The 18087-nt window shown below is 69.4% G+C and carries 23 protein-coding genes; 1 reads left to right on the plus strand and 22 read right to left on the minus strand.

Translation table 11 applies throughout. The annotated features are described in order from the left end of the window. Positions 1–6 precede the first annotated feature (6 nt). The 21 genes from rpsH to IPJ95_14240 all read right to left on the minus strand — a co-directional run bounded on the left by rpsH (position 7) and on the right by IPJ95_14240 (position 16277). Positions 7–402: a 30S ribosomal protein S8 gene (gene rpsH / locus IPJ95_14140; protein MBK7924745.1), complete on the minus strand. Its 396-nt coding sequence runs from the start codon at positions 400–402 to the stop codon at positions 7–9. 13 nt (positions 403–415) lie between these two features. Next, the gene (locus IPJ95_14145; protein ID MBK7924746.1) at positions 416–601 is read right to left on the minus strand and encodes a type Z 30S ribosomal protein S14; all 186 of its coding nucleotides are present in this window, start codon (positions 599–601) and stop codon (positions 416–418) included. 53 nt (positions 602–654) lie between these two features. Then, the gene (gene rplE, locus IPJ95_14150; protein ID MBK7924747.1) at positions 655–1218 is read right to left on the minus strand and encodes a 50S ribosomal protein L5; all 564 of its coding nucleotides are present in this window, start codon (positions 1216–1218) and stop codon (positions 655–657) included. A gap of 122 nt (positions 1219–1340) precedes the next feature. Beyond that, a complete protein-coding gene (gene rplX / locus IPJ95_14155; GenBank protein ID MBK7924748.1) occupies positions 1341–1658 on the minus strand; it encodes a 50S ribosomal protein L24 in 318 nt (105 codons plus the stop codon). Positions 1659–1722: 64 nt separating this feature from the next. Next, entirely contained in the window at positions 1723–2091 is a 369-nt protein-coding gene (gene rplN / locus IPJ95_14160; protein MBK7924749.1) for a 50S ribosomal protein L14, read from the minus strand. Between the two features lie 42 nt (positions 2092–2133). Next, positions 2134–2406: a 30S ribosomal protein S17 gene (rpsQ, locus tag IPJ95_14165; protein ID MBK7924750.1), complete on the minus strand. Its 273-nt coding sequence runs from the start codon at positions 2404–2406 to the stop codon at positions 2134–2136. 26 nt (positions 2407–2432) lie between these two features. Further along, complete coding sequence (rpmC, locus tag IPJ95_14170) at positions 2433–2627, minus strand: 50S ribosomal protein L29 (protein MBK7924751.1); 195 nt, start codon at positions 2625–2627, stop codon at positions 2433–2435. Positions 2628–2630: 3 nt separating this feature from the next. Next, on the minus strand, positions 2631–3044 hold the full coding sequence (gene rplP / locus IPJ95_14175) for a 50S ribosomal protein L16 (GenBank protein MBK7924752.1): 414 nt from the start codon (positions 3042–3044) through the stop codon (positions 2631–2633). A 3-nt stretch (positions 3045–3047) separates the two neighbouring features. Further along, positions 3048–3707 (minus strand): 30S ribosomal protein S3, encoded by a 660-nt coding sequence (rpsC, locus tag IPJ95_14180; protein MBK7924753.1) that lies wholly within the window; start codon positions 3705–3707, stop codon positions 3048–3050. Further along, positions 3707–4063, minus strand: a complete 357-nt coding sequence (gene rplV / locus IPJ95_14185; GenBank protein ID MBK7924754.1) for a 50S ribosomal protein L22 — start codon at positions 4061–4063, stop codon at positions 3707–3709. The genes rpsC and rplV overlap by 1 nt, the downstream gene beginning before the upstream one ends. A gap of 3 nt (positions 4064–4066) precedes the next feature. Further along, positions 4067–4357: a 30S ribosomal protein S19 gene (gene rpsS, locus IPJ95_14190; protein ID MBK7924755.1), complete on the minus strand. Its 291-nt coding sequence runs from the start codon at positions 4355–4357 to the stop codon at positions 4067–4069. Further along, positions 4358–5206, minus strand: coding sequence for a 50S ribosomal protein L2 (rplB, locus tag IPJ95_14195; protein ID MBK7924756.1), 849 nt, complete (start codon positions 5204–5206; stop codon positions 4358–4360). Position 5207: 1 nt separating this feature from the next. Further along, positions 5208–5495 (minus strand): 50S ribosomal protein L23, encoded by a 288-nt coding sequence (gene rplW, locus IPJ95_14200; GenBank protein MBK7924757.1) that lies wholly within the window; start codon positions 5493–5495, stop codon positions 5208–5210. Next, positions 5496–6359, minus strand: a complete 864-nt coding sequence (gene rplD, locus IPJ95_14205) for a 50S ribosomal protein L4 (protein ID MBK7924758.1) — start codon at positions 6357–6359, stop codon at positions 5496–5498. After that, positions 6352–6975 carry a 50S ribosomal protein L3 gene (gene rplC / locus IPJ95_14210; GenBank protein MBK7924759.1) on the minus strand — a complete coding sequence of 208 codons (624 nt, stop codon included), beginning with the start codon at positions 6973–6975 and terminating at the stop codon, positions 6352–6354. Before rplC ends, rplD begins: the two co-directional genes overlap by 8 nt. Positions 6976–6977: 2 nt before the next feature. Then, positions 6978–7286 carry a 30S ribosomal protein S10 gene (gene rpsJ, locus IPJ95_14215; protein MBK7924760.1) on the minus strand — a complete coding sequence of 103 codons (309 nt, stop codon included), beginning with the start codon at positions 7284–7286 and terminating at the stop codon, positions 6978–6980. An 86-nt stretch (positions 7287–7372) separates the two neighbouring features. After that, positions 7373–8572, minus strand: a complete 1200-nt coding sequence (tuf, locus tag IPJ95_14220; protein MBK7924761.1) for an elongation factor Tu — start codon at positions 8570–8572, stop codon at positions 7373–7375. Positions 8573–8585: 13 nt separating this feature from the next. Next, positions 8586–10682 (minus strand): elongation factor G, encoded by a 2097-nt coding sequence (fusA, locus tag IPJ95_14225; GenBank protein ID MBK7924762.1) that lies wholly within the window; start codon positions 10680–10682, stop codon positions 8586–8588. A gap of 510 nt (positions 10683–11192) precedes the next feature. After that, positions 11193–11663 carry a 30S ribosomal protein S7 gene (gene rpsG / locus IPJ95_14230; protein ID MBK7924763.1) on the minus strand — a complete coding sequence of 157 codons (471 nt, stop codon included), beginning with the start codon at positions 11661–11663 and terminating at the stop codon, positions 11193–11195. Then, a complete protein-coding gene (locus tag IPJ95_14235; GenBank protein ID MBK7924764.1) occupies positions 11660–12070 on the minus strand; it encodes a 30S ribosomal protein S12 in 411 nt (136 codons plus the stop codon). Before IPJ95_14235 ends, rpsG begins: the two co-directional genes overlap by 4 nt. Positions 12071–13052: 982 nt before the next feature. Next, on the minus strand, positions 13053–16277 hold the full coding sequence (locus IPJ95_14240; protein ID MBK7924765.1) for a protein kinase: 3225 nt from the start codon (positions 16275–16277) through the stop codon (positions 13053–13055). A 116-nt stretch (positions 16278–16393) separates the two neighbouring features. On the opposite strand from IPJ95_14240, the gene IPJ95_14245 reads away from it, so the two are divergent. Beyond that, a complete protein-coding gene (locus IPJ95_14245) occupies positions 16394–17374 on the plus strand; it encodes a hypothetical protein (GenBank protein MBK7924766.1) in 981 nt (326 codons plus the stop codon). Here the strand turns inward: IPJ95_14245 and IPJ95_14250 are convergent. Then, positions 17319–17909 (minus strand): hypothetical protein, encoded by a 591-nt coding sequence (locus IPJ95_14250; GenBank protein MBK7924767.1) that lies wholly within the window; start codon positions 17907–17909, stop codon positions 17319–17321. The two genes, IPJ95_14245 and IPJ95_14250, sit on opposite strands and share 56 nt — an antisense overlap. Positions 17910–18087 lie beyond the last annotated feature (178 nt).

Raw genomic sequence — 18087 nt, forward strand, 5'->3', positions numbered from 1 at the left:
CGCCTCTTACCAGATGACGGCGAGCAGCTCGCCGCCCAGGTTCGCCGACCGCGCGTCGCGGTCGCTCATGAGGCCCTTCGGCGTGGACACGATCGCCATGCCGAGGCCGTTCTTGATCCGCGGGATCTCGCGCGACTTCACGTACTGGCGCAGGCCCGGGGACGACACGCGCTTGAGCTCGCGGATGACCGGCTGGTCATTGTGGTACTTGAGGTACAGCCGGAGCACGCCGCGCGCGCCGTCGTCGAGGATCTTGTAATCCGCGATGTAATGGTTGTCGCGCAGCAGCCGCGCCAGCTCGCTCTTGAGCTTGGACACCGGGATGTCCACCCGCTTGTGGCCGGCGGCGCAGGCGTTCCGGACGCGCGTCAGCATGTCCGCGACGGGATCTGTCATGCTCATCGTGTATGCTCTCCTACCAGCTGGCCTTGCGCACGCCGGGGATCTCGCCCCGGAGCGCCATGTCGCGGAAGCAGATCCGGCAGAGCCCGAACTTCCGGAGCACCGCCCGGCTGCGGCCGCAGCGCTGGCAGCGCCGCACCGTCCGCACCTTGAACTTGGGCGTCCGCTTGGCCCGCTCGATCCAGCACGTCTTCGCCATCGAGTCCTCTCCTCAATCCGCCTTGGCCCGGCCAAGGCATGCCATGGCCCGGGTCAGGAAGCAACCTGCAGCGGGGTCCCGCCGCGGAACGGCCAGCCGAACTCCCGGAGCAGCGCCTGCGCCAGGTCGTCCCGCCCCGCCGACGTCACGATCGTGATGTCCATCCCGTGGATCTTCTCGACCTTGTCGAAGTCGATCTCCGGGAAGATCATCTGCTCCTTGATGCCCACGGTGTAGTTGCCGCGGCCATCGAAGCTCTTGTCCGGCAGCCCGCGGAAGTCGCGCACCCGCGGCACCGAGACGTTGATGAGGCGGTCCAGGAACTCGTACATCCGCGCGTTCCGGAGCGTCACCGACACGCCCACCGGCTGGCCCTCGCGCAGCCCGAAGTTCGCGATCGCCTTCTTGGCCCGCCGGATCACCGGCTTCTGGCCCGAGATCAGCGCGAGCTCCTCCGCCACCGTCTCGATGAGCTTCGGGGTCTTGGCCCCCTCGCCCATCCCGACGTTGAGCACCACCTTCACCACGCGCGGCACCTGGTGCGGGTTGGTCAGCCCGAACTGCTTGGCCAGGTTCGGCCGGACGACCTTCTCATAGTAGGTCTTGAGGCGCGGCACCCCATCGACCGACTTCGGCGCCGGGTCGGTCGCGTACGCCGCGCCGCCCTTGTCCTTGCCGCCCTTGGCCGGCGCGCCCGCCTTCGGCGTCTTCGCGGCCTTCTCCTTCGTCTCGGCCATCGTCAGCGGTTCCTCACAATGGACTGCCCGGACTTCACCGCGATCCGCTCCAGCGTGCCGTCGGCGTCCTTCTGCCGGCGGATGCGGGTCGGCTCGCCCGACTTGGGATCGATCAGCATCACCTTCGAGTGGTGCAGCGGCGCCTCGCGCTGGATCTTGCCTCCCGGCGCCGTCTGGGTCGGCTTCTGGTGCTTGGTGACCAGGTTGATCCCCTCGACCGCCACCCGGCCGGTCTTGGGATAGACCCGCAGCACCTTGCCCCGCTTGCCCTTGTCATCGCCCGAGAGCACCTGCACCGTGTCGCCCTTGGTCACCGCCAGCCGCTGGCGGACCGGGGGCAGGTGGCGGATGCGCTTGGCCTTCTTGTAGACGAGCGGCTTCATGCTACAGCACCTCCGGCGCGAGCGAGACGATCTTCATGTACCGCTTCTCGCGCAGCTCGCGCGCCACCGGCCCGAAGATTCGGGTCGCCCGGGGCTCGCCCTGGTCGTTGATCAGCACCACGGCGTTCTCGTCGAACCGGATGTACGACCCGTCCTTGCGGCGGGTCTCCTTCACGGTCCGCACGATCACCGCCTTGGCCACGTCACCCTTCTTCACCTGGCCGGTCGGGATGGCGTCCTTGATGGCGACGACCACCTTGTCGCCCACGCCGGCGTAACGGCGCTTGCTGCCCCCGAGCACCCGGATGACGAGCGCCTTCCGCGCCCCCGAGTTGTCGGCCACCTTGACGATCGATTCCTGCTGGATCATGGGATCCTCGGCTCCTGGTCCGCCCGCACGGCTGTGCGCGCCCTACTTCGCCCGCTCGATGATCTCGACCACCCGCCACGACACCGTCTTGGCCAGCGGCCGGGTCTCCATGATCCGCACCGTGTCGCCCACCTTCGCGCCGAACTTGTCGTCGCGCGCCTTCACGCGGGCCGTGCGGGTCATCTGCTTCCCGTACGCCGGGTGGGCGAACCGCCGGGTGAGGGTCACCACGACCGTCTTGGTCATCTTGTCGCTGCTCACCACGCCCTGGCGGGTCTTGCGCCGCGCGCGGGCCTCGGTCTTCTGCTCGGTCATCGTTAGTCTCGCTCGTCGGGGCCGCGCTAGCGGCCCAGCTCCCGGGCCCGCAGGATGGTCTGGATCCGGGCGATGTCGCGCCGGAGGCTGCGGAACCGCATCGGGTTCTCGATCGACTCCGTGGCGGAGCGGAACCGCAGGCGGAACCGCTCCTCGGTCAGCTCGGACAGCCGCGCCTTGAGGTCATCCACCGACAGTTCGTGCAGTGCACTGGTCTTCATGGCTCAGTCCTCCGTCCGCTTCACGAACCGCGTGCGCACCGGCAGCTTCGCCGCCGCCAGCGCCAGGGCCGCCTTGGCCAGCTCCACGGCCACCCCTTCCACCTCGAACAGCATCCGGCCCGGCTTCACCACGGCCACCCAGCCCTCCGGGTTGCCCTTGCCCTTGCCCATGCGGGTCTCGGCCGGCTTCTTGGTGATCGGCTTGTCCGGGAAGATCCGGATCCACACCTTGCCGCCGCGCTTCATCTCGCGCGTAAGCGCCACGCGGGCCGCCTCGATCTGCCGGTTGCTCACCCACCCCGGCTCCAGCGACATCAGGGCGTATTCCCCGAACGCCACGGTATTGCCGCGGGTGGCGATCCCCTTGGTCCGCCCCTTGAACGTCTTGCGGAACTTGACCCGCTTCGGTGCCAGCATCGCTCAGTTCCCCGTGCTGTACGTACGGCCCGACAGGTCTTCGACCACCTCGCCCTTGAAGACCCAGACCTTGATCCCGATGGTGCCGTAGGTCGTCATGGCGGTGCTGGTGGCGTACTCGATGTCCGCCCGCAGCGTGTGGAGCGGCACCCGCCCCTCCCGGTAGCCCTCGACCCGCGCGATCTCGGCGCCGCCCAGGCGGCCCCCCGCGCGCACCTTGATCCCCTGCGCCCCCATCCGCATGGCGCTCTGCACCGCCCGCTTCATGGCCCGGCGGAACGAGATCCGCTGCATCAGCTGGTGCGCGATGTTGTCGGCCACCAGCTGCGCCGACAGCTCCGGCCGCTTGATCTCCTCGACGTTGATCGCCGCTTCCTTGCCGGTCAGCTGCGCCAGCTCGTCCCGCAGCTTGTCCACCTCGGCGCCCCGCTTGCCGATCACCACGCCCGGCCGCCCGGTGTGCACCGTCACGGTCACCTTGCCCGGCTTGCGCTCGATGTCGATCTGCGCGATCGCCGCGTGGCCCAGGCGCGCCTTGAGGTACTTCCGGATCAGCTCGTCCTCCTTGAGGAGGGCCGGCATCTCCTTCGTCGCGAACCAGCGGGACGTCCACGGCTTGACGATGCCGAGGCGGAGGCCGGTCGGATGGGTCTTCTGCCCCATTACTTGCTCTCCTTCGTGCCCACGTGGATCTCGACGTGCGACGTCCGCTTCTTGATCGGCACCCCGCGCCCCTGCGCCGCCGCCGAGAACCGCTTGAGCGGGGTGCCCATGTTGATGACCGCCTTGGTCACCCGCAGGTCATCCACGTCCAGGCTCTCGTTGGCCTTCAGGGCCGCCTGCTCGGCGTTGGCCACCGCGGACCGCAGCGTCTTCTCGATCTGCTTGGCCGCGTACTTCTTGTTGAACTTCAGGATCGCGAAGGCCTCATTCACGTCCTTGCCGCGGATGAGGTCCACCACCAGCCGCATCTTCCGCGACGACTGGCGCGCATAGCGCTGGATCGCTCGGGCTTCCATGATTTACTCCGCCTTGGCCTTCTTGTCGGCCACCAGCTTGCCGCTGTGGCCCCGGAACAGCCGCGTGGGCGCGAACTCGCCGAGCTTGTGCCCCACCATGTTCTCGGTCACGTACACCGGGACGAACTTGTTCCCGTTGTGGACCGCGAAGGTGTGCCCCACGAACTCGGGCAGGATGGTGCTGGCCCGGCTCCAGGTCTTCACCACCCGCTTCTCGTTGCGGGTGTTCATCGCCTGGACCTTGCCCAGCAGCGCCGCCTGGACGAACGGACCCTTCTTGATGCTGCGCGACATTTACGAACCCCCTCCGGTCGCCTTCCCGCGCCGACGGCCGCGGACGATGTACTGCGTCGAGGCCTTCTTCGGCTGCCGCGTCTTCCGGCCTTCCGGCTTGCCCCACGGGCTCACCGGCGGCCGGCCGCCCGAGGTCTTGCCCTCGCCGCCGCCCAGCGGGTGATCCACCGGGTTCTTCGCCACGCCGCGGACCCGCGAGCGCTTGCCCAGCCAGCGGGTCTTGCCCGCCTTGCCCATCGACAGCAGCTCGTGCTCCGCGTTGCCCACCTCGCCGATCGTCGCGAGGCACTTGGCGTGCACCCGCCGCATCTCGGTCGAGCGCAGCCGGAGGGTCACGTAGTCGCCCTCCTTGGCCACCACCTGGGCCCCGCCGCCGGCGGTGCGGATCATCTGCCCGCCCTTGCCGATCTTGAGCTCCACGTTGTGCACCGTCTCACCCAGCGGCACCTCGCCGAGCGGGATGGCGTTGCCGAGCCGCGGGTCCACGCCCGGCCCCGACAGCACCGTGTCGCCCACGTTCAGCCCCTTGGGGTGCAGGATGTAGCGCTTCTCGCCGTCGGCGTACACGATCAGCGCGATGCGCGCGCTGCGGTTCGGGTCGTACTCGATCCCCGCCACCTTGCCCGGGATCCCGAACTTGTTCCGCTTCCAGTCGATGCGCCGGTACATCCGCTTGTGGCCGCCGCCGATGTACCGCATCGTGACGTGGCCCTGGTTGTTCCGGCCGCCGCTCTTGCGCAGCGGCTCGAGCAGGCTCTTCTCCGGCGTGGTCTTGGTGATCTCGGCGAAATCCGAGACCGACCGGAACCGGGTGCCGGGCGTGACCGGCTTGAATTGACGGATGCCCATATCAGCCCTCGAACACGGGAAGCGTTTCCCCGTCCTTCAGGGTCACGATGGCCTTCTTCCAGCGCGCCGTGAGGCCCTTGGTCCGGCCCCGCACCACCTGGTCACGCCGCATCCGCATGGTGCGCACGCTGGTGGCGGTGACGCCGAACAGCTCCTTCAGCGCGTCGCGGATCTGGTACTTGTTCGCCTCGGGATGCACCTCGAAGGCGTATTCCTTCCGCAGCTGGTACGCGGCCGACGACTTCTCGGTCACCACCGGCCGCACGATCGTCTCATGCAGGCTGGGCACTTACTTGCCCCCCTTCTTCTTGGGCGCGGCCTTCTTGGCGGCCGGCTTCTTGGGCGCGGCCTTGGCCTTGGGCGCCGCCTTCCTGGCCGGCTTGGCCGCCTTCGGCTCCGCCTTGGGCTTGGCCGCCTTCGGCGCCTTGGCCGGCTTGGCCGGCTTGGCCGCCTTCGGCTTGGGCTCGGCCTTGGGCCGGGCCGCCCGCGGCCCCGGCGCCGCCTTCACCGAGGGCACCATCGCCCGCACGAACGGCTGGGCGGGCTCGCCGGCCAGCGCCGGCTCCTCGACCACCACCACCTCGGCCCACAGGATGTCGTAGGCCCCGGCGTCGCTGAACGGCAGGACGTCCACCCGCGGCAGGTTCCGGGCGCTCAGGTACAGCGCCTCGCTCACGCCGTGGGTGAGGATGAGCACCTTCCGCTCCGCCACGCCCAGGGTGGCCAGCAGCTCTTGCAGCACCCGGGTCTTCGGGCTCTGCTGCTCGAACCGCTCCACCACGTAGAGCTGGCCCTCGGCGGCGCGGGCGTTGAGCGCGCTCTTGCGGGCGAGCTGCTTCACCTTGCGCGGGATGCCGATGCGGTAGTCGCGCGGCAGCGGGCCGAACACCTTGCCGCCGCCCGGCCAGTTGGGCGCGCGGGTCGAGCCCTGCCGGGCCCGGCCGGTGCCCTTCTGCTTCCAGGGCTTCTGGTTGCCGCCGGAGACGAAGCTCCGGGTCTTGGTGCTGTGCGTGCCCTGGCGCTGGTTGGCCAGGTAGACCTTCACCGCCTCATGCAGCACCGGCTGGTTCACGGTGCCGTCGAACAGCGGCTCCGGCAGCGCCAGGGCGCCCTTGGGCGCGCCGGCGGGCGAGAAATGCGGGGCCTCAATCATGGCGGCTCCGGCCGTGCTGCTTGTTGACGAGCAGGATGCCGTGCTTCGCGCCGGGGACCGCGCCCCGCACGAACAGCAGGTTGCGCTCGGCATCGATCTTCACCACCCGCAGCCCGAGCTCCGTGTGCCGCTCGGCGCCCATGTGGCCCGGCATCCGCTTGCCCTTGATGACGCGCGAGGGGTCGGTGCCCGGGGAGATGGAGCCCGGCTTGCGGTGCCGCGTGTTGCCGTGGCTGGCGGGGCCGCCGCCGGCGCCGTAGCGGTGCACCATGCCCTGGAAGCCCCGGCCCTTGCTGGTGCCGGTGACCTTCACGAGCTCCCCGGGGGCGAAGATGCCCACGGTCACGGTGTCACCCGGCTTGTAGGCCTGCTGGTTGGCCCCGAATTCCTTCAGGATCTTGGGGGCGGCCTCGAGCGTCGCCGCCTTCGCGTGCCCGAGCTCCCCGCCGGTGGCGCGCGTGGGCAGCTTCGCCCCGAAGCCCAGCTGCACCGCGTCCGCCTTCACCTGCAGGACGCGGCACGGGCCCGCCTCGATCACCGTCACCGGGATCGACGCGCCGTCGTCCAGGAAGACGCGGGTCATGCCGAGCTTCCGCCCGATCAGTCCATTCGCCATGGCTATTCGACCTTGATCTCGACGTCCACGCCGGCCGGCAGGTCGAGCTTCGTCAGCGCGTCCATGGTCTGCGGGCGGGAGTCGTTGATGTCGAGCAGCCGCTTGTGGGTGCGGAGCTCGAACTGCTCCCGGCTCTTCTTGTCGACGTGCGGGCTGCGGAGCACGGTCCACCGCTCGATCTTGACCGGCAGCGGGATCGGCCCCGACACCTGGGCCCCCGTCTTCTCCGCCGTGCGCACGATGTCCGCCGCGGCCTGGTCCAGCACGCCGTGGTCGAACGCCTTGAGCCGGATGCGAATACGCTGTGCCATTCGTTCCTCGTCGTCTCGGCGGCTGGCGGGCCCGGTGGCTCGGCCAGGCTCAATCGAGCCGCCGAGCCGCCGAGTCGCCGAGCCGACTACTTCAGGATCTTCGTCACCACGCCCGCGCCAACGGTCCGGCCACCCTCGCGGATCGCGAAGCGCAGCCCCTCGTCCATGGCGATCGGGATGATCAGGGTGATGCGCATCTGGATGTTGTCCCCCGGCATCACCATCTCCACGCCCTCGGGCAGCTCGCAGGAGCCCGTCACGTCCGTGGTGCGGAAGTAGAACTGCGGCCGGTACCCCTTGAAGAACGGGGTGTGGCGCCCGCCCTCTTCCTTGGTCAGGACGTAGACCTCGGCCATGAACTCGGTGTGCGGGGTGATGCTGCCGGTCTTCGCCAGCACCATGCCGCGCTCGATCTCGGTCTTTTCCACGCCGCGCAGCAGCAGGCCGACGTTGTCGCCCGCCTGGCCGTCATCGAGCAGCTTGCGGAACATCTCGACGCCGGTGACCGTGGTCTTCTTGTCGGAGTTGAAGCCGATCAGGGAGACTTCCTCGCCCACCTTGATCTTGCCGCGCTCGATCCGCCCGGTGGCCACCGTGCCGCGGCCGGTGATCGAGAAGACGTCCTCGACCGGCATCAGGAACGGCTTGTCCACCTCGCGCTTCGGCTGCGGGATCGACACGTCCAGCGCGTCGAGGAGCTCCCACATCTTCTTGACCCACTGCTCCTCGCCCTTGATCGCGCCGATCGCCGAGCCGCGGATCACCGGGAGCTCGTCGCCCGGGAACTCGTACTTGCTCAGCAGCTCGCGCACCTCGAGCTCCACCAGGTCCAGCAGCTCGGGGTCGTCGACCAGGTCGCACTTGTTGAGGAACACCACCACGTACGGCACGTTCACCTGGCGGGCCAGGAGGATGTGCTCGCGGGTCTGCGGCATCGGGCCGTCGACCGCGCTCACCACGAGGATGGCGCCGTCCATCTGCGCCGCGCCCGTGATCATGTTCTTCACGTAGTCGGCGTGGCCCGGGCAGTCCACGTGGGCGTAGTGCCGCTTCTCGGTGCTGTACTCCACGTGGCTCGTCGCGATCGTCAGGATCTTGGTCGGGTCGCGGCGGCCCTGCGACTCGGACGCCTTGGCGACGGAGTCATAGGGGACGTAGGCCGAGAGGCCCTTGTCGGCCGTCACCTTGGTGAGCGCGGCCGTCGTGGTGGTCTTGCCGTGGTCCACGTGCCCGATGGTGCCGACGTTCACGTGGGGCTTGGTCCGGTCGAATTTGGCTTTGGCCATGGGGTCCTCGTGGTTATCCCTTCTTTTTCGCGATGATCGCTTCGGCAATCGACTTCGGAACTTCCTCGTAGTGCGCGAATTCCATCGAGTACACCGCCCGCCCCTGCGTCATGCTGCGCAGCTGGGTGGAGTACCCGAACATCTCCTTGAGCGGCACGTGCGCGGCCACCACCTGGGCCTCGCCCCGCTGGGTCATCCCGCCGACCTTGCCGCGGCGCCCCGAGAGGTCGCCCACGACGTTGCCGAGGAAGTCCGACGGGGTCACCACCTCGACCTCCATCACCGGCTCCAGGATGATCGGCTTGGCCTGCGACGCCGCCGTCTTGAACGCCATCGAGCCGGCGATCTTGAACGCCATCTCGCTCGAGTCGACGTCGTGGTAGCTGCCGTAGACCAGCGTCGCCTTCACGTCGACCACCGGGTACCCGGCCTGGATGCCGTTCTCCAGCGCCTCGCGGATGCCCGCCTCCACCGGCTTGATGAACTCCCGGGGGATCACGCCGCCGACGATCTTGTCCTCGAAGATGAAGCCCTCGCCGGGCTTCGACGGCTCGAGGTGGATCACCACGTGGCCGTACTGGCCCTTGCCGCCCGACTGCCGGATGAACTTGCCCTCGACGTCACTCACCTTGCGGGTGATCGTCTCGCGGAAGGCCACCTGCGGCTGGCCCACGTTCGCCTCGACCTTGAACTCCCGCTTCATGCGGTCGACCAGGATCTCGAGGTGCAGCTCGCCCATGCCGGCGATGATCGTCTGGCTGGTCTCGGCGTCGGTCCGCACCCGGAAGGTGGGATCCTCCTCCTGCAGCTTCTGCAGGGCGATCGCCAGCTTGTCCTGGTCCGCCTTGGTCTTCGGCTCGATGGCGACGTCGATGACCGGGTTCGGGAACTTCATCGCCTCGAGGATGATCGGACTATCCTCGTCACAGAGGGTGTCCCCGGTCCGGGTGTCCTTGAGGCCGATCGCGGCGCCGATGTCGCCCGCGAGCACCTCCTGGATCTCCTCGCGCTTGTTGGCGTGCATCTGCAGCAGCCGCGCCACCCGCTCCTTCTTGTCCTTCGTGGCGTTGTAGACGTAGCTGCCGGCGTCCAGCTTGCCCGAGTACACCCGGAAGTAGGTCAGCCGCCCCACGAACGGGTCGGTCATGATCTTGAACGCCAGCGCCGCGAACGGCGCGTCGTCCTTCGGGGTCCGCGTGATGTGCTCGGTATCGTGGAGCGGCACGTGCCCCTCGATCTCCTTCACGTCGGTGGGGCACGGCAGGAAGTCGATCACGCTGTCGAGCAGCGCCTGCACGCCCTTGTTCTTGAACGACGCGCCGCACAGCACCGGCACGAACCCGTGCTTGATGGTGGCGTTGCGGATGGCGCCGCGGATCTCCGCCTCGGTCAGCTCCTCGCCGCCCAGGTACTTCTCCAGCAGCGCGTCCTCGTGCTCGATGGCCGACTCGATGAGGTCATGGCGGAACTTGGCCGCCTGCTCCTTCATGGCGTCGGGGATCGGCATCTCCGAGAACGTCTTGCCCAGCGTCTCCTCGTGGAAGACGATCTCGACGTTGCGGATCAGGTCCACGTGGCCGGTGAAGGTGTCCGAGCTGCCCACCGGCAGCTGCAGCGGGTGCGCCTTCTTGGTCAGCCGGTCCCGGACCATGTCCAGGCAGCGGTAGAAGTTGGCCCCGATGCGGTCCATCTTGTTGGCGAACACCAGCCGCGGCACCCCGTACCGGTCCGCCTGGCGCCACACCGTCTCGGTCTGCGGCTCCACGCCGGCCACCGAGTCGAGCAGGGTCACCGCGCCGTCCAGCACCCGCAGGGACCGCTCCACCTCGGCCGTGAAGTCCACGTGGCCCGGGGTGTCGATGATGTTGATCCGGTACTGGATGTCGTCGCGCACCCAGAAGCAGGTCGTCGCAGCCGAGGTGATGGTGATGCCCCGCTCCTGCTCCTGCTCCATCCAGTCCATCGTGGCCGCGCCCTCGTGCACCTCACCGATCTTGTAGTTCTTGCCGGTGTAGTAGAGGATGCGCTCGGTGGTCGTGGTCTTCCCGGCATCGATGTGAGCCATGATGCCGATGTTCCGGTACCGATCGAGCGGTGTTTCGCGCGCCATGCCGTGACCCTGATCTCTTCGGTTCGTGCGCACCCGTCGTGCGCGCGTCGTGCCCAGTCCGACCCATTCCAGCGAAAAAGCGGGGCGACCGACCCGGGCGCGCCCGGTGGTTTCGCTCCGCACTCATCCCGCGCCTGGCGCCGGGACGGGGACCATTACAGGTCCATTGCATTCGTGGGGGCCGCATATCTGCGGCCCCCACGGGGCTCACACATACGGACCCACTTCTGAAGGATCGGAGGTGGCTAGCGGAGTCCCGGTGCGCTGGGGCCGGCCGTCACACGATCCGGATGTCTCGTTCCTGGGAACCCATTCGAACGCGCGGGTCCTGAGAAGCCCGGCAAAGGTAACCCGATGTCCGGCAATGTCAACGGGTCCCCGGACCAGCCCAGCCAGCGGGGGGCTGATTCCGCACCCCGCCGCGCCGCGGACCCACCCGGAGACCCGGAACGACGAACGGGGCGACCGCGCTGGTCGCCCCGTCGTCCCTGCCCCGCCGTCCATCCGCGTCTACCAGCGGTAGTGCGCGAAGGCCCGGTTGGCCTCGGCCATCTTGTGGGTGTCTTCCTTCTTCTTGATGGCGTTGCCCTCGCCCTTGGAGGCGAGGATCAGCTCGGCGGCCAGGCGCTCCTGCATGGTCTTCTCGGAGCGGCCCCGGGCGAAGTCGATCACCCAGCGCATGGCCAGGGCGGTGCGCCGCTCGGGGCGGACCTCCACCGGCACCTGGAGGGAGGCGCCGCCCACCCGGCGGCTCTTCACCTCGAGGGCGGGCTTCACGTTGCTGATGGCCTGCTTGAAGACGGTGACGCCCGGCTGGCCGGTGCGCTCCTCGATCATGTCCATGGCGGAGTAGAAGATCCGCTCGGCGGTGCTCTTCTTGCCCTGGTACATGAGCGAGCTGATGAACTTGGAGACCGTCTGGCTGTCGTAGCGGGGATCCGGCGGCACGACCCGCTTCACGGCCTTGGTGCGGCGGCTCACTTCTTACCTCCCTTGCCGGCCGCGGCGGCGCCGCCGGCCTTCGGGCGCTTGGCGCCGTACTTGGAGCGGCTGCGGCGGCGGTCGTTCACCCCGGCGGCGTCGAGCGCGCCGCGGACGAGGTGGTAGCGGACGCCCGGCAGGTCCTTCACGCGGCCGCCCCGGACCAGGACGATCGAGTGCTCCTGCAGGTTGTGCCCTTCGCCCGGGATGTAGGCGATGATCTCGAACCCGTTGGTCAGGCGCACCTTGGCCACCTTCCGGAGGGCCGAGTTCGGCTTCTTCGGGGTGGTGGTGTAGACGCGGGTGCAGACCCCGCGGCGGAACGGGTTCTGCTTGAGCGCCGGCGACTTGTCCTTGTAGACAGGCGCCTTGCGGTTCTTCCGGACGAGCTGATTGATAGTCGGCATACGCCTGCGGTTCGGGGCACGAGACCTTCCCCCGGCCTAGTCCGGGAGAGAACGGCAAAGGTAGCCGGGGGAAGGGGTTGGGTCAAGGAGGAATCAGTGGCAGCCGGTGCCTTGGCAGATACACATTCCCCCGACCATGACCCAAGTACCGGTGGAAGTCACAGCAACCCCCAACTTTCCCAAGTAGCCGATTCCTCGGGTCCATTGGGCCGGAGAGAGGCTTTGCACGGGGTCTTCACCGGCCTGACCAAGGGCCAAGAAGTTCGTCACATCCTGCACTTTGTCTGAATCAATAAAGCAGGCCCGCCGCCCCCAGTCACTGCAGTCTTGGACCGAGGACGAGAATCGCGGGTAGATCTCGCCGGTGCGAGGGTCATGCCCGTGATACTCTACGTCATATTGTTCAGGCGGGACAAGCTCCGCCACCCATGTCGCATCCGTGGGGCTCGTCGCGTGCAAGATGTAAAGTGGCGGCTTCTGTCCGAGAGCCCCGATTCGCCCGACGAAGAGAAAGTTCCGGCCTTCGGCGTACTTCCGCTCATTGACACCACTCTGGTTATTGCTTCTTACACGGACCTCCGCCACTACCCTGCCCCCGCCCAACAGGTCGGCCTCGGTAAGGTTCATGGCGCCGTACTCAGGCCAGATTGAAGCCACGGCCTTCGGCGGCTTCCCACCGATGATGATCCCGTGGCCCTCGAGGCCGAATCTCTTGAGAAAGCACCGTTGCCTCACGTAAGACTCGATATCCGCGCTGACGGTGAGATCCCCGGTGAACGGCGGAGTTTCAAGCCGCCTCCCATAGTCCCGCTTCTCACATTGGACGTCGTACGTTTGCCCACTCGCTCGTCCGGCGATTCCGGAGAGACAAAGGAATAGGGCAATCAGTGGAAGGGCGTGTTGGCGATGGCCAAGAAATCGAGAATCCATGACTGGCGCTCCTGGCGATAAGTGGTTTCGCTAACCAGATGCACATCGTGCGCTACTCAGCCGGCCGGAGCTGAGAAAGGATCGCATCGGCTCGCATGGCAGCCGCTGGGTCCTGTTGTTGTCCAGCGGCGTAGATCAGGCTGAGCAACCGCCTGAGTGAACCAGCCGCCTGCGGCAGCAGGAGCAGGTGATCCTGCAGTTCGATTCCCGAGATTGCCCTCGCCGCCACTTGGAGTGCCGTAGCGGTGTCCGCGATCAAGAGGCACAAGTTAGACTGCGCCAATGCTGATTCCGGAGCAACCTCCCCCGCATCGCTCATCTCGGCCGCCCGGGACCATCGCGCCACGGCATCGCGCACAACAGCCGAGCGCCCTCGTGAGTGCGCGCTCTGTGGCTCCAGCGAACTATTGTGCCCAGGGGTCTGATGTGCTGTGAGCGGCCCGGTCGTCGCGAACGCGTAGAAGGCGGCGTCCTCGGTCAGCGCGAGGATCATCGCGTTCTGTTCCTGGCGGGGTGCCCATCCATCGATCAGCCGCAGGACCCTCGCCTCCTGGGACTGCACGCTGTCCGCGGAGGACCCCATGACGGCGTACGCATACAGCGTGAGTGCCTCCGCTGCGAGGGACTGCGGCGGGTGGACCGGCGTCCCATCGGGCGTCGCGAACTCCCATGCGCTGGCACCCTGCCGCAGCAGTGCCACGAGCTGGGCCGTGCGCCCCACCAGCGCCGCCAGGGGTGCCAGGCGGAGGGCATCCGCCGGAGTGGAGGGCCGCCAGGTATCCAGCACTGCACGGGCCGCGGAGCCGGCCAGCGCGAAGTCGCCAGTCTTGAGGGCGAGGCGTGCCTGATCGATCATCAGCCGCGCGCGGGCAGCAGAGTCAGTGGTCAGGTCGAGGGCGCGGGCGACGGCCGCAACGGCTGACGAGTCGCCCTGGAGCACCAGCAGGCGCTCGAGCACCGCCGCCCGCGCGGTCCAGGCGGGGCCGCTGCCGGGGTAGAGCCGAACCCACTCATCCACCACCGAGCGGAGCACCTGACGGCTGTGCGCGAAGGCCTTGGCCCCGCGCGGAGGGGGGCCCTCCGCCTTGCCCGAGGTGAGGTCGACGGTCGGCAGCGGGCGGAAGGCGATCGTGTCCGCCTGCCAGTCGACCCAGGCGGAGTAGTAGGTGGACCCTCGGCGCCCGGGCCGCAGCCATGTACTTGTCGGCAACACGAGGAACAGGCGCGGGATGACGACCTCGCGTGCCGCGCGGTGCGCGAGCGGTACCGCGGCCAGGGCACGGAGGTAGGCCCGCTGGGCTTCCGCGTAGCTGCCCCGAAACACGAGCCCCGCCGCACCGGGGCCCGGGAGCACCTGCTCGTCCCACAGATGGCACTCCCCGAGCCCGAACCAGCCGACGAAGTCGAGGGAATCGGAGGCGAGGAGCCGTCGGTAGGCCTCGCAGGCCTGCGGATAGGCGCTGTCGGCCAGGAACCTGAGCCCCCGGGCGGCGAGCCGCTCGCCGGTGGTCAACCCATCTTCGGCCTGCTCGGCTATCGTGAGAAAGGGCCGCCAGGCAGTCGCCGAATCCCGGACCCACTGACCGATCTGGGCCAGGCGCAGGTTGGCGCGCGGAAATGCCGGATCGAGCCGCAGCGCCGCACCGAAGCTCGCGCGTGCCGCGTCGAGGTCCCAGGACTGAAAGGCGGCCTCGCCGCGCAGGGCGTGCTGCAGGGCCTCGAGTGAGCTGGTGCCTGGACGCGCCGGGAGCGGAAGCGAGTCCCCCTCCGGGACGACGAGCCCGAGGGCCATCCGGCTCAGTTCGTCCATCAGTCCACTGCTCCCCACCGAGGCGATGGCAAGCGGGAGGGTGGCATTCCGACGCTTCACCGGCTCGGTGGAACCCCCGCGGCTGTCAAACAACAGGCCACGCACCCGGATGGAATCGCCGGCGCGCGTGACTTCCCCCCAGATGAACCGGCCCGCGCCGAGCCGCCGGGCCATCGCCCGGCTGGCCTCGACCGTCGCCGGCCTCCCCGCGCGGGCGATGGCATCCGACACGACCAGCGGCTCAACCCGGTGGAGGTCCCGGAACCCGTCGAGCCCGTCGTACACGAGGCGGCCGATGTCCTCGCCGCTCAGGACCGAGTCGAGCCCCGGGTCCTGCCCCTTGAAGGGCAGGACGACGACCTGTTCGGGGTCGTAGGCTGGACCCAGGAGCCCCCCGGGCCGCGCCGCCACGACCGCCGCAATCCCAAGCCCGACCGCCACGCCCCCGGCCACGAGCCACCTGGCCCTGAGGCCCTGCCGCCGTGAAGGGAGGACCTCGGCCGTCGGGGTCACCGTCCGGCCTGCCCCCGTGGGCGCCCCCTCCAGCGCCCGCCCTAGCGCCTCCGCGCTCTCATACCGGTCCGCCGGCACCTTTTCCAGCACCCGCGACAGCACCGCCTCCACCCCCACCGGGATCGTGGGCCGGACCACCCGGATCGGGGGCGGGGTCTCGAACTGGTGCCGGGCACTGATGGCCTGCGGCGTGGCCCCGGTGAACGGCGGCTGCCCTGCCAGCATCTCGTACAGCACCACCCCCAGGCTGTAGAGGTCGCTCCGGGCGTCGAGCTTCTCGCTCCCCGCTGACTGCTCCGGGCTCATGTAGGCCGGCGTCCCGATGACCAGCCCCGTGCTGCTCAGGCTCGAGGTCCCCGACAGCGTCACTGCCCGCGCGATGCCGAAGTCGGCCAGCACCGCCCGCCCCCCGGAGAGCAGGATGTTCTCCGGCTTGATGTCCCGGTGGATGATCCCCTGGCGATGGGCGTGGGCCAGGGCACCGCACAGCTCCCGCGTGAGGTGCAGCGCCTGGTCCACCGGGAGCGGGCCCTCACGCTCGAGGCGCGCGCGCAGCGTGTCCTCCGCCACGTAGGGCATGACGTACCACGGCACGTCGAGGCCGGGGACGACCTCCACCGTACCCGAGTCGAGCAGGGGCAGGATGCTGGGATGGGACAGGCGGGCGAGAATGCTGATCTCGCGCAGGAACCGGTCGCCGGTGACGGCCCGGGCCAGCTCGGGGAGCAGGACCTTGATCGCCACCTCGCGCCCGTGGCGCAGGTCGGTGGCGCGACAGACCACGGCCATGCCGCCGCGGCCGATCTCGCCCGCGACGGCGTAACGGTCCTGCAGTGCCTCGCGAACGGTGCTGAGCAGGTCGCTCGGCGCCAGAACTCCCCCGGGGTGGTCCGCCCCTGACGGGCGGTCGACCGGAGTTAAGGTGCAGGTCGTCGGGAATTCCGGCAAGCGCATCCGGGTATCACTTTGGGGGGGGCTGGGCCGGGTTGCGGGGACGGGCGAGCGGGAGATAGTGTACGGCAGCCGGGTAAGCCCCCAGTCACTTCACGGTCAAACAGGCATTCCCCCTCGTGCCCCTGCACCTCCGTTCATTCGGCGGCCTCGCGCTCACCCGCGAAGGCTCCCCGACCGGCCTCACGGACAGCCGGCGCAAGCCGCTGGCCCTGCTCGCCCTGGTCGGCGCGGCCGGCGAGCGCGGGGTGAGCCGTGACAAGCTGGCCGGCTACCTCTGGGCCGAGAGCGACCCGGAGCGGGCCCGCGGCGTCCTCAAGCAGACCCTCTACGTGCTCCGCAAGGAGTTCGAGGGCGGGCCGGAGCTCTTCCTCGGCACCACCGACCTCCGGCTCAATCCCGACGCCATCACCATGGACCTGTGGGAGTTCGAGCGGCTGGCCACGGCCGGCGACGGCGCGGGCGCCGCCACCTGCTACACCGGCCACTTCCTGGATGGGTTCCACCTCTCCGACGCGCCGGAGTTCGAGCGCTGGGTGGATGAACAGCGGGACCGGCTGGCCCGCCGGATGAGCGCGCTGCTGGAGCGCCTGGCGCTGGAGGCCAGCGGCCGGAATCTCCCCCGCGAAGCCGCCGACTGGTGGCTCCGCCTCACGGAGCACGACCCCTTCGATACCCGGGCGGTCACCGGCCTCCTGCACGCCCTGCTCCAGGCGGGAGACCGCCCCCGCGCCCTGCGCTACGCCGAGCGGCACATGGCGCTGATCCGGAAGGAGCTGGACATCACGCCGGATCCCGAGATCCGGCGCCTGGTGGAGCAGGCCCGGGCGCGCCCCGTCGGCCAGCCAGATGCGCCCCACGCCAGCGCCACGCCGGCCGCCTCCCCTGCCCCCGCCGTCGCGCCGACCACGACCCCGGCACCGGCACCGGCTCCCCCCCGTTGCCCCGCCCCGCTCCGCCGGCCGGCCCCGCCAGGCTCTGGCTGGTGGCGGGCTCCGCGCTGGCCCTGGTGCTGCTGGGCTACGCCCTGCTCCGGCTCACCCGCTAGGGGAGCAGCCGCTCCTCCATGGCGGTCCCGGCCCAGACCGGGCCCTGGGTGAGAAGCACCAGGCTCCCGGCGCTGACCTCCCCGGGCCGGAGCGCCCGCACGCTGCGCGGGTACTCGCCGCCGGGGTCGGTGGCGATCCGGAAGCGGAAGGTGACCGGCACCGTCAGGGTGGAGCGGAATTCGTAGAGCCAGAGCTCGCCGGCGATCCCGGGGGGCGGGGACCGGCGAGCGAGCCGGAGCTCAAGCCCGAGCACGGCGGGTACCGGCTGCCACGGGCTCCAGGCAGTGACGCCGGGGGCCGTCTCGGGCCCCGCACCGAGCGGGACGCTGTTCTGGGCCGGTCCGCTGTTGCGCCATCCCAGCGCGGCGCCCAGGCGTTCCAGCAGCCCCCCCGAACGCCGCAGTCCCCCGCCAGCCGCCTCCGGCGTTCCGACCCCCATCCGGAGGATCTTCCGGCGGAGCTCCTCCAATTCCGACTCGGCGAGGCCGGTCATCCCGGCGATCTCCGTGACCCCCCGCCCCTCCAGGAGGAGCGAGGCGGCCTCGGTCAGCCGGTCGAGATGGGACCTGGGTTCGGTCGTCGCCATGGCCCCAAGGGTAGGCTCCCGGTGTCAGACAACCGTCATCACCCGGTCACCGGCCCCCCCGCAGGACGCTTCGCAGGGGGCCGGGGCCCCCGGTTGGCCAGCACCGCTCCAGGGGCACCCCGCCGTCGCCAGCCGCTGGTCGCTGGCGGCCGGTCGGAAAACGGGGATATTTCCCGCG

The sequence above is a fragment of the Gemmatimonadota bacterium genome (genome assembly GCA_016713785.1).
In the GTDB taxonomy this organism is placed as follows: Bacteria; Gemmatimonadota; Gemmatimonadetes; order Gemmatimonadales; family GWC2-71-9; genus JADJOM01.